Here is a 14009-nt window from a genome sequence, read left to right on the forward strand (position 1 = left end):
AGTGAAAAAGAGCGCCTTGTGGCGCTCTTTTTTATTGTCGGCTGGCTGGCCCCTTGGCCGGGGCCAGCCGGTAAAACCGGAGCCAGCAGCGATCGCCGGCATGGTAGCGGCGATCCAGCCATTGCCCGCCGACGGCATCAATGACCTTGAGCGAGGCGGCATTTGCCTCGTCACAGCTGATGAGCACGGGCTCGCTCAGCACATGGCGCTGCAGCCAGCCGAGCAGGGTGCGGGCGACGCCTTCACCCCGGCGGGTGGGACGGGTCTCGTAACCGATGTGGCCAAGCCACTGGCGGGTGGCGGAGTTGTCGCCGTGACGCAGGCGCAAGGTGGCGAGGATCTCCTCCCCTTCGAGGGCAAAATAGGTGGTGGTGAGTAGGTAGCCCGGTGGCAGATGCAGCCCATCGGCATGGGCGAGCAACTCCTGCAGCCACTGATCCGGGTCGAATTGCGCCACCTGATAGAGCGGCAACCCGGCGGCGCCACATTCGGCCACGTAGCGGCGGTAGGCGGGGGCGTCGGTCAGCCGAGCGGCCCGGCACTCGATGGGGGGGGGCATCAGGTCTGGGTGGCCAGGGGCCACAGCGGCCTGGGCTCGCTGTGGTGCGGCTCCTGGATGCAGGCGCGCTGGCGGCCGGCCTGTTTGGCGGCATAGAGTGCCCGATCCGCGCGCGGATAGGCCTGCTCGAAGCTCTCGCCCTGCTGCAGCGAGGTCAGTCCGATGCTGAGGCTGATGGGGCCGCCGGCCAGCAGCCGGGTGGCGTCTGCGACCCGTTGCTGCAGGGTATGGCAGCAGGCCGGCAGCGTCTGCGATGTCTCCATCACCAGCAGCGCCAGCTCATCGCCGCCAAGGCGCCCGGCCAGCCCCGCCGGTGGCAGGCTCTCTCGGATCACCCGGCCCACCGCCCGCAACATGGCGTCGCCGGCGGGGTGACCGTGGCGGTCGTTGATCTGCTTGAAGTTGTCCAGGTCGATCAGCAGCAGCTGCCAGGGGCGGGCACTGCGACAGGCGCGCGCCGCCAGCTGCTGCTCGAAATGGTGGCGGCTGTCCAGCCCGGTCAGAGCATCCAGGTTGGCGCGTCGCTCCAGCTCGCGCTGGGTGGCGAGCAGCGCCTGCTGCTGGCGAGTGTGCACCAGGCTCAGCAAAATGAAGCTGCGGGCGATGGTAAAGAGCAGACTGAGCAGGATCACCGGGCCGAGCAGGGGATCGGTCAGGCTGGAGGCGGCCGACTCCGGCCACCACTGATGCTTGGCCATCCTGACCAGCTGCAGGGCCAGTTGCAGGGCGAGCAGCAGGATGGCGAAGCGCAACACCCGGTAGGCGGGCGCCAGCCGCTGATAGCGCCAGAGCTGCCACAGCAGCAGGCATATCTGCAGCGAGATGGCCCCGGAGAGCACCACGATCCGGCTGTGTATGTCATCCGGCGGCAGCTGCGCGGCGGTGACGGCGAACAGCAGGAAGCCGGCGAGGGCGAGGAGCGGGCAGAGCCAGCCGAAACGGTCGGCCTCGCGCCGAAAGAAGTGGCGCAGCCCCCGCTCATAGAGCAGCGGGGTGGCGATGAGCAGCAGGTTGGTGAGCAGGATGTTGGCAAGGGAGCTATCCCCCGTGAGGGTTCGCAGCAGCAGGCAGCCAAAGGCGGCGGCGATGGCCAGTTCGCTGGCCGACCAGTAGAGCAGGGAGCGCAGCGGTCGCTGGGTATGCCACAGGTAGGCGAAAATGGCCGCGACCCCGATGTGCGACAGGCTGACGAACAACACCAGGCTCAGCAACTGGGCCGAGGAAAACAGACTCTGCATCAAGGGTGTGGGCTCTTCCTGCCGGGAACGGCGCAGCGACCTCAGGGCCGGGTGACTGGGCCGGATCACAGCATGAATTGCGCCGCTGAGCAATGGTTTAAGTGATCCGGGCACGATCGCGGCAACAACCGCCACAAGAGGGCTGCTGACTCGATTAATCAGGGGAGGGGCATGACGCCGGGGCGTTTATGCTTCCCTCACGCTGAGGTCAGTTGCTCACGACCGGCAGCCGCATGACGGTGGCCTCCCGGCCGAGGTGGGCCAGCAGGCGGCGCACGTCGTCGAGACGGATAAGCAGGGTGGCGGTATTGACCAGCGGGTGGCACTGCACCCGCTCGGCCTGCCAGATCGTTTCATCCACCACCAGTTCCACCGCTTTTTCCCTGTCGCGCACCATGGCGAGCAGGGTGACCGCCCCCGGGGTGAGGCCAAGCACGGATTCCAGGCGCTCGGGCGAGCCAAAGCTCAGCCGCTTGACGCCAAGGGTGCTCGCCAGCGCCTTGAGATCGACCCGGCTCTCTTCAGGGGCCACCACCAGAAACAGTCGCTCGCTCTTTGGATCGCGCAAAAAGAGGTTCTTGGTCTTGGCGGCGGGCAGCTTGGGCAGCAGCCGGCTGGCCTCCTCGCAGGTGAAGACGGGGGCGTGATCGATGCGCTGATAGGGAATGGCCAGCTGATCCAGCAGAGAGTAAAGCGCCACATGACCTCCTGATGTCGGGTGAAGAGTGAGTGTTGGATGAATGGCGCGGCGAATAAAGCCGCCACCGGCAGTCGCTGCCAGTCTGGCCGAGCTTACCAGTTTTGCGGCGCGGCTCGCAGCCTGGCGTGGCCGTGGCCATGGCGGCTGGGCGTGCCGATTGCAGCAAAGCACTGTATGAACGTACAATACTCCCATTTCCATGTTGATCCGATGACTTGCATGACCGATCACCCGCCCATCCCATCCACTACACCACCGCGAGACGGCTTTATTCTGACCCGTCACGGGCGGGATGTGCGCGGCCGCAACGGACATGGCGAACGCACCGAGATCGTGATGTGGCTCTGGAGCGAGCAGGGGCCGGTGCGGGTGGTAGTGCCGGGGCAGGAGCCGGTCTTCTTTCTGCCACAGAGCCATATGGAAGAAGCCGCCGAGCTGTTCAAGGGGGCCGGGGTGAGCGGGCGGTTTCGCCGCCTGCCGATGTACACCTTCGACGGCCGCGCCGTGGTGGGCTGCTACTTTGCCACCTTGAGCGCCTTTCACCGTGCCATCGAGCTGCTGCTCATCCGCGGGCTGGAGCATTTCGAGGCGGATATCCGGCTGCCGGAGCGCTACCTGATGGAGCGTTTCATCACCGCCGGCGTGCGCTTCGAGGGGCGCACCCTCAAGAAAGGGGGCAAGCACGGCTACTGGGAGGTCAACGAGGCGCGCTGCGCACCGCAGGCGGTGACGCCGACCCTCTCCTGGGTGTCGCTGGACGTGGAGTGCGCCATGGACGGGGCGCTCTTCTCGGTAGGGCTCTACAGCGAACAGGATGCGCGGGTCATCATGATCGGTACGCCGGAGGCGGATGCCGACAGCTGGGGTACCCAGGTCGAATGGGTGGCGGACGAGAGCGCCCTGCTGAGTGCGCTGGAGCGCTGGTTTGTGCGGCATGACCCGGATCTGGTGATTGGCTGGAACGTGGTCAACTTCGACTTTCGCCTGCTGCTGCGCCGCGCCGAGCTCAACAAGCGGCGGTTGCGGCTGGGGCGCGGCCACGAGCTTTGCTTCTGGCGATCCTCGCGCAACGACCCCCAGAGCGGCAGCGTCATCATCCCCGGGCGCATGGTGCTGGATGGCATCGACACCCTGAAAAGCGCCACCTGGCAGTTCCCGAGCTACAGCCTGGATGCGGTGGCAAGCGAGCTGCTCGGCCGCGGCAAGGATATCGAGGACGTGGCCAACCGGGGCGAGAAGATCACCGAGCTGTTCCACTCCGACAAGGAGGCGCTGGCCCGCTACAACCTGGAAGATTGCCGGCTGGTGTGGGAGATCTTCGATTTCTGCCACCTCATCCCCTTTGCCATCGAGCGCGCCTCCCTCACCGGCCTTGAGCTGGACCGGGTCGGTGGCTCGGTGGCCGCCTTTACCAACCTCTATCTGCCACGGCTGCATCGCGGCGGCTACGTGGCCCCCAATTTGCCGGCCGACGGTGGGCTCGCAAGCCCCGGCGGCTATGTGATGGACTCCAAACCCGGCCTCTATCGCCACGTGCTGGTGCTCGATTTCAAGAGCCTCTATCCCAGCATCATCCGCACCTTCTGCATCGATCCCATGGGGCTCATCGAGGGGCTGCAGCATCCCGACCACGCCATTCCTGGCTTTCGTGGTGCCATGTTCTCCCGCGAGCGCCACTTCCTGCCGGATCTCATCGCTACTCTGTGGGCGGCGCGGGATCGGGCCAAGGCCGCCAGCAACAAGGCGCTCTCCCAGGCCATCAAGATCATCATGAACTCCTTCTACGGGGTGCTGGGCTCGGGGGGCTGCCGCTTCTACGACCCGCGGCTTGCCTCCTCCATCACCTTGCGCGGTCACGGCATCATGCAGCAGACCCGGGAGTGGATCGAAGGGGAGGGCTTCGAGGTGATCTATGGCGACACCGACTCCACCTTCGTGTACCTGGGGCGGGATGCCAGCCCCGAGCAGGCGGACGAGATTGGCCGGCGACTGGCGAAGATGATCAACGACAACTGGGCCGCGCTGATCAAGCGCGAGTTCGATTTGCCAAGCTATCTGGAGATCCAGTACGAGACCCACTATCGCCGCTTTCTGATGCCCACCATTCGCGGGCTGGAGAAAGGGAGCAAGAAGCGCTATGCCGGGCTGGTGGCAGGCCATCAGGAAGGTGAAGAGGAGCAGCTGGTGTTCAAGGGGCTCGAATCGGTGCGCACCGACTGGACGCCCCTTGCCAAGGCGTTTCAGACCCGCCTCTATGAAATGGTGTTTCACGACCAGGATCCCAGCGGCTATGTGCGCACCATGGTGGACGAGACCCGGGCCGGCCAGCACGACGAGCTCTTGGTCTATCGCAAGCGGCTGCGCCAGAAACTCGAGGAGTACCAAAAGAACGTGCCACCCCATGTGCGGGCGGCGCGTCTGGCGGATGAAGAGAACCTGCGCCGCGGCCTGCCTCAGCGCTACCAGCACAGGGGCTCCATCGCCTACCTGATGACCCTCAATGGCCCCGAGCCGCTGGAATACCGGCGCAGCGCCATCGACTACGAGCACTACATCGACAAGCAGTTAAGGCCCATTGCCGATGCGATCCTCCCCTTTATTGGCGAGTCGTTCGAGCGGATCTGCGGCCAGCAGCTCGATCTCTTTTAAGCGGTGTGGAGCGGGCGGGGAGGTTGGCCTGCCAGGCATGGTTGAGCGTATGGCGGGTGCAGCCGTGCGGATGCCGCGAGAAGCAGGAAAGGGGAGATGCAAAAAGCCCGCTCGAGGAGCGGGCTTTTCTAATCTGGTGCGTCCTAGTGGATTCGAACCACCGACCCCCACCATGTCAAGGTGATGCTCTAACCAGCTGAGCTAAGGACGCAGGGTGCGCAAGGCGACGTTATCTGATTGCGGGGGAGTGGTGGGTTTAATTGGATTCGAACCAACGACCCCTACCATGTCAAGGTAGTGCTCTAACCAACTGAGCTATAAACCCACATCTGTGCTTGAGCCATCAGCTCACACTCAATTCCTGCAACTTATTCAAACTGTTATGGTGCGTCCTAGTGGATTCGAACCACCGACCCCCACCATGTCAAGGTGATGCTCTAACCAGCTGAGCTAAGGACGCATAACAGGTTTCCATGATGGTGCGTCCTAGTGGATTCGAACCACCGACCCCCACCATGTCAAGGTGGTGCTCTAACCAGCTGAGCTAAGGACGCATCACGGAAAAGTGGTGGGTTTAATTGGATTCGAACCAACGACCCCTACCATGTCAAGGTAGTGCTCTAACCAACTGAGCTATAAACCCACTTTGCAAACCGGGTCAGAAACCCGTTTCACCACACCAGCACTGCTGGCGTGGTCGGCATACTACCCATGCCCCCCAAGGCTGTCAACAGGCCGCACGCACAAAGCAGACTGTTTGCCCAGTTCTTGCGCAGCCTGTTGATTTTGCAGGCGAGTTTGCCCTATTGCGCCTTGGAGAGGGCGCTGCAGGCCTCCGGGCTGGCAAAGCGGCCATAGATATGACGCAGGCGGGCGCCCAGCATCAGGGCAGCGCCGGTCAGGCCGACGATGAAACCGATCCAGAAGCCCTGCGGCCCCATGCGTGGCACCACCCAGTCGGTCAGCCCCAGGATCATGCCGGTGGGCAGCCCCAGTCCCCAGTAGGCGACGATGGTGACGTAGAAGATCGCCTTGGTGTCCTTGTAACCGCGCAGGGCGGCTGCGGCCACCACCTGCACCGAGTCGGAGATCTGGTAGATGGCGGCGAAGAACAGCAGTATGGCCGCGAGGGTGATCACCTGCAGGTCGTCGGTGTAGATACTGGCGATATGCTCGCGCAGCAGCACGGTGAGGGCGGCGGTACCGGCAGCCACCGCCATGCCCAGCATCAGGCCGGTGCGGGCGGCGACGCGGGCGTGCGCGGGCTGACCCTCGCCGATGCTGTGGCCGACCCGGATGGTGACACCCACCCCAATCGACAAGGGCAGCATAAACACCAGGCTGGAGAAGTTGAGAGCTATCTGGTGGCTCGCCACCGTCTCCGCACCGAAGGGGGCCAGCATCAGCGCCACCACGGTGAACAGGGTCACCTCGCAGAAGATGGCCATGGCGATGGGGAAGCCCAAGCGGAACAGGCGCCAGATCCGGCTGCCATTGGGGCGTGCGAGCCGGGAGAAGAGGTTGATCTCCTTGAAATGAGAGGAGAGCTTCACATAGATGATCATCGCCAGCAGCATGGCCCACAGCACGATGGCGGTGGCCACGCCGCAACCGACCCCGCCCAGTTTCGGCATGCCGAGGTGGCCGTGGATGAAGACATAGTTGGCGGGAATATTGACCGCCAGCCCCACGAAGCCGATCACCATGGTCGGCATGGTGTGGGAGAGCCCCTCGCTGAAATTGCGCAGCACCTGGAACAGCACGAAGGCGGGCAGACCCCACATGATGGCGTGCAAGAAGCCGGTGGTCTTGGCGGCCATGACGGGATCCACCTCCATCAGGTGCAGCGCCAGCGGGCTGAAATAGAGCGCCAGCATGGCGATCGGGATCACCATCAGCGCCAGCCAGAAGCCCTGATGCACGGCGGGACGTACCTCGTCCCGCTTGCGGGCCCCGTTGAGCTGGGAGACGATGGGGGTGAGTGCCATGATGATGCCCTGGGTCAGCAAGATGATCGGCAGCCAGAAACTGGAGGCCACCGACACCGCCGCGAGATCCACGGCGCTGACCTGGCCCGCCATCACGGTATCGACGAAGCTCATGGCGACCTGGGCCACCTGGGCCACCAGAATGGGACTGGCTAGACGAACGAGTTGCCTCGCCTCGGACCAATAACGTTGCACTGACACCTCCGAGTGGATCAGATAAAGCGTAAAAAGAGCGGATAGCGGGAAGAGCCTTTGCACTCCCGAAACGGGAATGCAAAGTGCGGGGGGGTCATTCTAGCCTGAAATTCATCCGGGACGAAACGTTTGGCGCAAGGGCCGGATCAGGCGTCTTCGTGATCGCTGATCAGCAGGTTGGCGGCGGCGTAGGCGGCCTGTTCGCGCAGATCCGCCGGCACCCGCTCGTCCGATGCCACGGCGTTGAGCGCCCTGATGGTGGCGGCAATCGCCTGCGGCACATAGCCCTGCTCCCCGGAGCCAATCTGGTTGTAGGCGATGCGAATGGCCTCACAGCATTGATATACCTGCATTTTTATTTCCTTGTCAGCGCTGGTTTGAATGTCGTCACTATAGCGATCGGCCGCCCGCTTGTCAGCCAGCGCGCTTGTCTGGGGCCCGGGGCGAGGTTACCCTGCCTTTTTTCGTAGCAGGAGACGAGACATGTTCACCGGCATAGTACAGGGGACCGCCGAACTGGTGGCCATCGACGAGCGGCCCAACTTTCGTACCCACGTGATCCGCATGCCGAGCCCGGCCTGGGGCGAGGGGCTGGCGCTGGGCGCCTCCGTGGCCCACAACGGCTGCTGCCTGACCGTCACCCGGGTCGAGGGGGAGCTGGTCAGCTTCGATCTGATGCAGGAGACCCTGCGCCTCACCAACCTCGGCCAGCTGCAGCCGGGGGACAAGGTCAACGTGGAGCGGGCCGCCCGTTTTGGCGATGAGATTGGCGGCCACGCCATGTCCGGCCACATTATGGGCACCGCGCAGGTGGTGTCGGTCATCGACACCCCCAACAACCGGCAGGTGTGGTATCGCCTCGCCCCAACGCTGATGAAATACGTGCTGACCAAGGGTTACATCGGCATCGACGGCATCAGCCTGACGGTGGGTGAAGTGCGCGGCAACGAGTTCTGCGTCAATCTCATTCCCGAGACGCTGGCTCGCACCAACCTGGGTTGGGTCAAAGCCGGCTGGCACACCAACATCGAGATTGACCCCCAGACCCAGGCCATCGTCGACACGGTGGAGCGGGTACTGGCGGCCCGTCAGCCGGGGTAAGCTGACCAACTCGCCCTCAGGGATTTGCCATTGAAAAGGGCCTGCATCATGCAGGCCCTTGGCGATCTTGTGGGTGGGTTCACTGGCAGTCAGAACATCTGTTCGTCGTCTGCGTCCACAAACAGTTGCAGGCAGTCGCGCGCCTCATCCCGGTGCAGTCGCAGGTGGATGGGGTTGCAGCAGGCCATGCAATCCTCGTAGAACTCCTGATCCCCCTGGCTGGCATCCAGCTCGACCCGGGTATGATGGCCACAGTGGGGGCAGACGATGCGCTTGCTGGTGTACTCGATCATGATGACCTCCTCGGGCCCGTGGGCCGCCTCTCTCCCCTGATTCTAGTTGGTTCGCACTGTCCTGACCGCGAGCAAGCGCACGTTTATGACCGGGATCAAGGGAGGCAGGAGGTCACTCCGGCAGCGCCTGCCTGTTGTTTACTTGACCCAGTTGGCCAGCATCTCGGCATCCAGCTCGGTGAGCGAGCGTAGCTGATGATCAGCAATGGCCAGACGAGGATCGCCCACTCATGCAGGGTGCATGGGAACGATCGGCGCCTGTTTGTTGTTTATTTGGTCCAGTTGGCCAGCATCTCGGCATCCAGCTCGGTGAGCGAGCGTAGCTGATGATCGGCAATGGCCAGACGGGGATCGCCCACTAATGCAGGGTCCGGCACGATCAGCGCCTTCATGGAGGCGGCCTTGGCCGCCAGCAGGCCGGTGAAGCTGTCTTCGATGGCCAGACAATGCACCGGCTCCACTCCCAGCTTCTCGGCGGCGTGGATATAGACATCCGGGTGCGGCTTGCCGAAGCGCTCCACCTCGGCGGAGTGGACCGCCAGGAAGCGATCGCGAATGCCGAGCTTGCCGAGCACCGCTTCTACCATGGCAAAGGGGGAGGAGGTGGCCAGACCCACTTTAAGGCCCTGGGCCTCGATGAGATCGAGCGCCTCCAGCACGCCGGCCTTGGCCTGACCTTCGGAGAGGATCAGGGCGTTGACCCGATCCAGGATGCGCTGCACCACCTCTTCCTGGCTGGGACCGCTCCAGGGGCGCAGGCGATACCAGTGGGCCACCAGCTGATCGATGCGCACGCCGATGGTCGATTCGCAATCTTCCACCGTGTGGGGATGGCCCAGCTCGGAGAACACGGCCATCTGGGCCCGTTGCCAAAAGGGTTCCGAATCGATCAGAACACCATCCATATCGAAGATCACGGCAGTTAACATCTTGTACTCCTGACATAGGTGAAGGGGGAATTATAAGCGAGGCGCCTCAATGCAAAAGGGGCATTGCCATGCCCCTTGCGCCGGATCACGCAGGCAAACGTTTGTTTGTGCGAGACAAAAAACAGTGGTCAGAAGAGCACGTCCACCCTGGCGGCCACGGCCTTGGCCTGCTCGACTGCGATGGAGCAATCTTCAGCCCGGGCCAGCGCCACGCCGAGCCGGCGGCGACCGGCGATCTCCGGCTTGCCAAACAGCCGCAACTGGGCGCCTGGCACCAGCGCCAATGCCTCGCCAATCCCCTGATAACGGATGTCCTGGCTGTGACCCTCGCGCAGCACCACGGCGGAGGCGCTCGGCCCGTACTGGGTGATGGTGCCGACCGGCAGCCCCAGAATGGCGCGCACGTGCAGGGCGAACTCGGAGAGATCCTGAGAAATCAGGGTCACCATGCCGGTATCGTGGGGGCGCGGCGAGACCTCGCTGAACCACACCTCATCGCCCTTGATGAAGAGCTCGACCCCGAACAGGCCGTAACCACCGAGGGCCTCGACCACCTTGGCGGCGACTTCTTTGGAGCGGGCCAGCGCCAGTTCACTCATCGCTTGTGGCTGCCAGGATTCGCGGTAGTCGCCATCTTCCTGCCGATGGCCGATGGGCTGGCAGAAGTGGATGCCGTCGACGGCGCGTACCGTGAGCAGGGTGATCTCGTACTCGAAGGGGACGAAGCCCTCGACGATCACCTTGCCGCGGCCGGCGCGACCGCCCTCCTGGGCATAGGTCCAGCTCTCGTCGAGCTTGGCGAGATCGCGCAGCACGCTCTGGCCCTTACCGGACGAGCTCATCACCGGCTTCACCACGCAGGGCAGGCCGATGGTGTCAACGGCGGCGACAAACTCCTCCTTGCTCTGGGCAAAGCGGTAGGGGGAGGTGGGCAAGCCCAGCGTCTCGGCGGCGAGGCGGCGGATCCCCTCCCGGTTCATGGTGAGTTGGGTGGCGCGGGCGTTTGGCACCACCTTGACGCCCTCCTGCTCCAAGGCTGCCAGGGTATCGGTGGCGATGGCTTCAAGCTCGGGAATGATCAGATCCGGTTTGACCTCGTTGACCAGGGCGCGCAGGGCGGCGCCGTCCAGCATGTCCAGCACATGGGCTTTGTGCACCACCTGCATGGCGGGGGCATCGGCATAGCGGTCGGCGGCGATCACCTCGATGCCGAAGCGTTGCAGCTCGATGGCGACCTCCTTGCCAAGTTCGCCGGAGCCCAGCAGCAGGGCGCGGGTAGCGCCGGGGCGGGTAGCGGTTCCAAACATGTGATCTCTCCTGATGTCGTGAGTGATGATTGATGGCCGCTATTGCGCGAATAGCGGGCAAAAAAAGAGGCACGCATGGCGTACCTCAGGAAACGGATTTGTGGGCGCGCTGCTCCAGATGGGTGAGCAGCGTGATGGCGCCGATGATGATGGCGGCCCCGAGCCACAATCGGCCGGGCGGCGCCCAGCCAAACACCAGCCAGCCGGCCAGCACGTTCATCGGCAGCTTGGCAAAATCAAAGGGTTGCACGAACGAGGCCTCGGCCACGCTGTAGGCGCGGGCGATGGACATCTGGGCCAGTGCCGACAGCACGCCGGAGGCGGCTACCAGCAGCCACTGGGTTTCGCTCGGCCACTGCCACTCCGGCAGCGCCAGCATGGCGTTGAACGGGGTGCTGAAGATGAGCAGATAGACGACGATGGTATGGGACGACTCGCTCGCCGCCTGATAGCGCACCAGCAAGGAGTAGCCGGCCCAGAACAGGGCCGCCGCCACCGGCAGCAGGGAGGCCCAGCTGAAATCGTCGGTCCAGGGGGCCAGGATCAGCATGGCGCCGACAAAGCCGGCCAGGGTTGCCAGAATGCGGGCCCGGCTCACCTGCTCTTTGAGAAAGAGGGCGGAGCCCAGGGTGGCAAACAGCGGCGACGTCATCAGCAGCGCGATGCCCTGCCAGATGGGAACGGGCACCGCCAGCGCCCACAGCCAGAACTGGATGCCGACCACCGCCAGGGCGACCCGCAGCAGGTGCAGCCGCAGCTGGTTGGTCATCAGCGACTGGCGCAGACCGTGACGAATGAGCCAGGGCAGCAGGCAGACCAGGGCAATCAGATATTGATGGAAGGCGACCTGGGTCGAAGGGAGGCCGAGCTTGAAGCTGACATACTGGCTCAGGCTGTTGACGGCGGCGAAGCAGAGGCCCGCTACCATCATCCAGACTGCACCGGCAAAGGGAGAGTGCCTGCGCGAGGGTGTCATGGGATCCGGAACGCTGAAAAAAGTGCGGCGGATCATAACGGCAATCGTTTGTTCTGCCAAGCCTTGGCGGGGCGGAGGAGCAGTGGCTGGCGAGAGAGTGAGCTAACATCAAATATTTTGAATAAGTTGAGCATCTATTTTCGCTATCTGTATAGAAGCCCAATGTTTAGAGTGACCTCCATCGACAGCACCGCTGTTCAACCGACAACCAAATGGAGTTTCACCATGGCCAATATCCTCGTACTCAAGTCCAGCATCCTGGGCCAATATTCCCAATCCAACGCCCTGATCGACGGCTTCCTGGCCGACCATGCGTCCGACACCGTCACCGTGCGTGATCTGGCGTCCCTGAACCTGCCGGTGCTGGATGGCGAGCTGGCCATGGGCTTGCGCGGTGGTGAGAACCTCAATGAGCGTCAACTGGCCGTGCTGGCCCAGTCCGACGAGCTGGTTGCCGAATTGAAGGCGAGCGATCTGGTGGTGATTGCCGCCCCCATGTACAACTTCAACATCCCGACCCAGCTGAAGAACTGGATCGATTTGGTGGCCCGCGCCGGCGTCACCTTCCGTTACACCGAAACCGGTCCGGTCGGCCTGGTGGAAAACACCCGCGCCCTGGTGATCAGCCCCCGCGGCGGCATGCACGTCGGCAGCGCCACCGATCTGGTGACTCCCTACATGCGCACCGTGCTGGGTTTCATCGGCATCAAGGACGTGGACTTCATCTACGCCGAAGGCATGGGAATGGGCCCGGATGCCCAGGCCAAGGGCATCGAGCAGGCCAAAGGCCAGCTGGAGACCCTGGCACTCTGATCAAGACGGCACTTTGCCAGACGTCAGAAAGCGACAACGCAGCCCTCGGGCTGCGTTGTCTGTTTTGGGGCCTTGCGGCGAATGGGGCCGGGTAGGTCAATCCCGCAGAAAACGGCGACAGCCGCTGCCGACCATCAGGCAGACCGCCACCAGAGAGCCCAGCAGCAGGGTGGTGAGCCACTGCTCGGCGCTGTCGGGCAGGCGCGGTGAGAAGAGGCTGATCATCAGCAGGGCACAGAGGGTGATCAGGCTGGTCGGGCGGGTCAGGAACATCATGGGTCATCCTTGGCTGCGGCTGGTGAGTAGAAGGCTAACCGCGGTCTGTGACAGCAAGATGTATCCGTACCTCTTGCCGCAGGTCAGTTGACCGGGGTAGCCATCACCATAGCAGCTTTTGCCGCCGGAGCCAGCGGCATGGGCCGGGTTGTGATCCGGATCCCTATCTGAACTGCTTCTGATCTTCCTGATAGTGGAAATCGCCGCTGGCCAGCCTGGCGACCAGCGCCGCCTTGTCGAGATCCTGCGCCTTGCAGAGATCATCGAGATCATCGAAGCGATCACGCAGCTGCATGTTGACCAGGCTCAGCAGCATGTTGACGTCCATGGTGGCAAAGTTGTTCAGGTTCATGAGGGTCGCTCGCTATCCAGCAGGTGAAGTTGTTCGATGGCGTCGCTGACGCTTTGCAGGTGCAGACGAATGGATTGACGCGCCTCGGCCGGCAGGTAGTCGGTGAGGGTGTGCTGCCAGCTGCCAGCTTCGGTCTTGAGCTGCTGGAACAGGGTGAGCCCCGCCTGGGTGAAGGAGACCAGGCTGACCCGCTTGTCGTGTTCGCTGCTCTCGGTGAACAGGATCCCTTTTTCCACCAGCCGGTGAATTTCGCGGGAGATCCGCACCTTGTCCATCCCGCTCGCCTCGACCAGCTCTTTCTGGCTGATGGGGTAGTTGGGGCCGAGCACCATCATCAGGCGCCATTGGGGCACCGTCAGCTGATAGCGCTGCTGGTAAAACTGCTCAAAGGTGTCGCGCACCATCTCGGCGGCGTGAACCAGCTGATAGGGGGGATAGTGGGCAAGCAGCTCTATGATCTTTGACATATGACATCCTGCTGTGACGGCTGCATCGGGTGCAGTTTCTCTTGATACTTTGGCCTTGATGATACGTAACACAAGGCCGTTTGTCTGAACATGCACCAGAGAAATGTGCGGTTGCGCACGTCATCCGCCGCAACCGGGTCTGTTCGAGGCTGGTTTTGTGGCTGCG

At 63.4% G+C, this 14009-nt stretch carries 15 protein-coding genes and 5 tRNA genes; 3 read left to right on the forward strand and 17 right to left on the reverse strand.

Annotated elements, in window-relative coordinates; translation table 11 throughout:
• Nucleotides 1-31: 31 nt before the first annotated feature.
• From C2U40_RS09005 to C2U40_RS09015, 3 genes are all read right to left on the reverse strand, one after another.
• Nucleotides 32-559 (reverse strand): GNAT family N-acetyltransferase, encoded by a 528-nt coding sequence (locus C2U40_RS09005; RefSeq protein WP_181014767.1) that lies wholly within the window; start codon nt 557-559, stop codon nt 32-34.
• Nucleotides 559-1797, reverse strand: coding sequence for a GGDEF domain-containing protein (locus C2U40_RS09010; RefSeq protein ID WP_181014766.1), 1239 nt, complete (start codon nt 1795-1797; stop codon nt 559-561). The genes C2U40_RS09005 and C2U40_RS09010 overlap by 1 nt, the downstream gene beginning before the upstream one ends.
• 208 nt (nt 1798-2005) lie before the next feature.
• Nucleotides 2006-2497 carry a prolyl-tRNA synthetase associated domain-containing protein gene (locus C2U40_RS09015; RefSeq protein ID WP_103827513.1) on the reverse strand — a complete coding sequence of 164 codons (492 nt, stop codon included), beginning with the start codon at nt 2495-2497 and terminating at the stop codon, nt 2006-2008.
• A 210-nt stretch (nt 2498-2707) separates the two neighbouring features.
• On the opposite strand from C2U40_RS09015, the gene C2U40_RS09020 reads away from it, so the two are divergent.
• Nucleotides 2708-5146 (forward strand): DNA polymerase II, encoded by a 2439-nt coding sequence (locus C2U40_RS09020; RefSeq protein ID WP_181014765.1) that lies wholly within the window; start codon nt 2708-2710, stop codon nt 5144-5146.
• A gap of 134 nt (nt 5147-5280) precedes the next feature.
• Here the strand turns inward: C2U40_RS09020 and C2U40_RS09025 are convergent.
• From C2U40_RS09025 to C2U40_RS09055, 7 genes are all read right to left on the reverse strand, one after another.
• Nucleotides 5281-5357 (reverse strand) — tRNA-Val (locus C2U40_RS09025).
• 37 nt (nt 5358-5394) lie between these two features.
• Nucleotides 5395-5471: transfer RNA gene (locus C2U40_RS09030), tRNA-Val, on the reverse strand.
• 58 nt (nt 5472-5529) lie between these two features.
• Nucleotides 5530-5606 (reverse strand) — tRNA-Val (locus C2U40_RS09035).
• A 17-nt stretch (nt 5607-5623) separates the two neighbouring features.
• Nucleotides 5624-5700: transfer RNA gene (locus tag C2U40_RS09040), tRNA-Val, on the reverse strand.
• Between the two features lie 12 nt (nt 5701-5712).
• Nucleotides 5713-5789, reverse strand: a tRNA-Val gene (locus tag C2U40_RS09045).
• A 160-nt stretch (nt 5790-5949) separates the two neighbouring features.
• Entirely contained in the window at nt 5950-7329 is a 1380-nt protein-coding gene (locus tag C2U40_RS09050; RefSeq protein WP_103827511.1) for an MATE family efflux transporter, read from the reverse strand.
• Between the two features lie 146 nt (nt 7330-7475).
• Nucleotides 7476-7682, reverse strand: coding sequence for a YaeP family protein (locus C2U40_RS09055; RefSeq protein ID WP_005301307.1), 207 nt, complete (start codon nt 7680-7682; stop codon nt 7476-7478).
• A 130-nt stretch (nt 7683-7812) separates the two neighbouring features.
• Between C2U40_RS09055 and C2U40_RS09060 the strand changes: the two genes are divergently transcribed.
• Nucleotides 7813-8430, forward strand: a complete 618-nt coding sequence (locus C2U40_RS09060; protein WP_103827510.1) for a riboflavin synthase subunit alpha — start codon at nt 7813-7815, stop codon at nt 8428-8430.
• A gap of 89 nt (nt 8431-8519) precedes the next feature.
• Here C2U40_RS09060 and C2U40_RS09065 read toward each other — a convergent pair whose 3' ends face one another.
• The 4 genes from C2U40_RS09065 to C2U40_RS09080 all read right to left on the reverse strand — a co-directional run bounded on the left by C2U40_RS09065 (nt 8520) and on the right by C2U40_RS09080 (nt 11935).
• Nucleotides 8520-8723: a CPXCG motif-containing cysteine-rich protein gene (locus C2U40_RS09065; protein ID WP_005301298.1), complete on the reverse strand. Its 204-nt coding sequence runs from the start codon at nt 8721-8723 to the stop codon at nt 8520-8522.
• A gap of 269 nt (nt 8724-8992) precedes the next feature.
• Nucleotides 8993-9652 carry a hexitol phosphatase HxpB gene (hxpB, locus tag C2U40_RS09070; protein WP_039214391.1) on the reverse strand — a complete coding sequence of 220 codons (660 nt, stop codon included), beginning with the start codon at nt 9650-9652 and terminating at the stop codon, nt 8993-8995.
• A gap of 128 nt (nt 9653-9780) precedes the next feature.
• Nucleotides 9781-10959, reverse strand: coding sequence for a formate-dependent phosphoribosylglycinamide formyltransferase (gene purT / locus C2U40_RS09075; RefSeq protein WP_103827509.1), 1179 nt, complete (start codon nt 10957-10959; stop codon nt 9781-9783).
• Between the two features lie 85 nt (nt 10960-11044).
• On the reverse strand, nt 11045-11935 hold the full coding sequence (locus tag C2U40_RS09080) for a DMT family transporter (RefSeq protein ID WP_042006472.1): 891 nt from the start codon (nt 11933-11935) through the stop codon (nt 11045-11047).
• A 225-nt stretch (nt 11936-12160) separates the two neighbouring features.
• Here C2U40_RS09080 and C2U40_RS09085 point away from each other — a divergent pair, with 225 nt between their 5' ends.
• Nucleotides 12161-12748, forward strand: coding sequence for an FMN-dependent NADH-azoreductase (locus C2U40_RS09085; protein WP_024945315.1), 588 nt, complete (start codon nt 12161-12163; stop codon nt 12746-12748).
• A gap of 96 nt (nt 12749-12844) precedes the next feature.
• On the opposite strand, the gene C2U40_RS09090 is transcribed toward C2U40_RS09085, so the two are convergent.
• The 3 genes from C2U40_RS09090 to C2U40_RS09100 form a co-directional block, all read right to left on the reverse strand.
• Nucleotides 12845-13024: a hypothetical protein gene (locus C2U40_RS09090; RefSeq protein ID WP_017408281.1), complete on the reverse strand. Its 180-nt coding sequence runs from the start codon at nt 13022-13024 to the stop codon at nt 12845-12847.
• Between the two features lie 163 nt (nt 13025-13187).
• Nucleotides 13188-13376 (reverse strand): DUF4250 domain-containing protein, encoded by a 189-nt coding sequence (locus C2U40_RS09095; RefSeq protein ID WP_016350843.1) that lies wholly within the window; start codon nt 13374-13376, stop codon nt 13188-13190.
• Nucleotides 13373-13843, reverse strand: coding sequence for a MarR family winged helix-turn-helix transcriptional regulator (locus tag C2U40_RS09100; protein WP_016350842.1), 471 nt, complete (start codon nt 13841-13843; stop codon nt 13373-13375). Before C2U40_RS09100 ends, C2U40_RS09095 begins: the two co-directional genes overlap by 4 nt.
• Nucleotides 13844-14009 lie beyond the last annotated feature (166 nt).

Origin of the sequence: Aeromonas sp. ASNIH4 (assembly GCF_002934425.1) — a bacterium.
GTDB lineage: Bacteria > Pseudomonadota > Gammaproteobacteria > Enterobacterales > Aeromonadaceae > Aeromonas > Aeromonas hydrophila.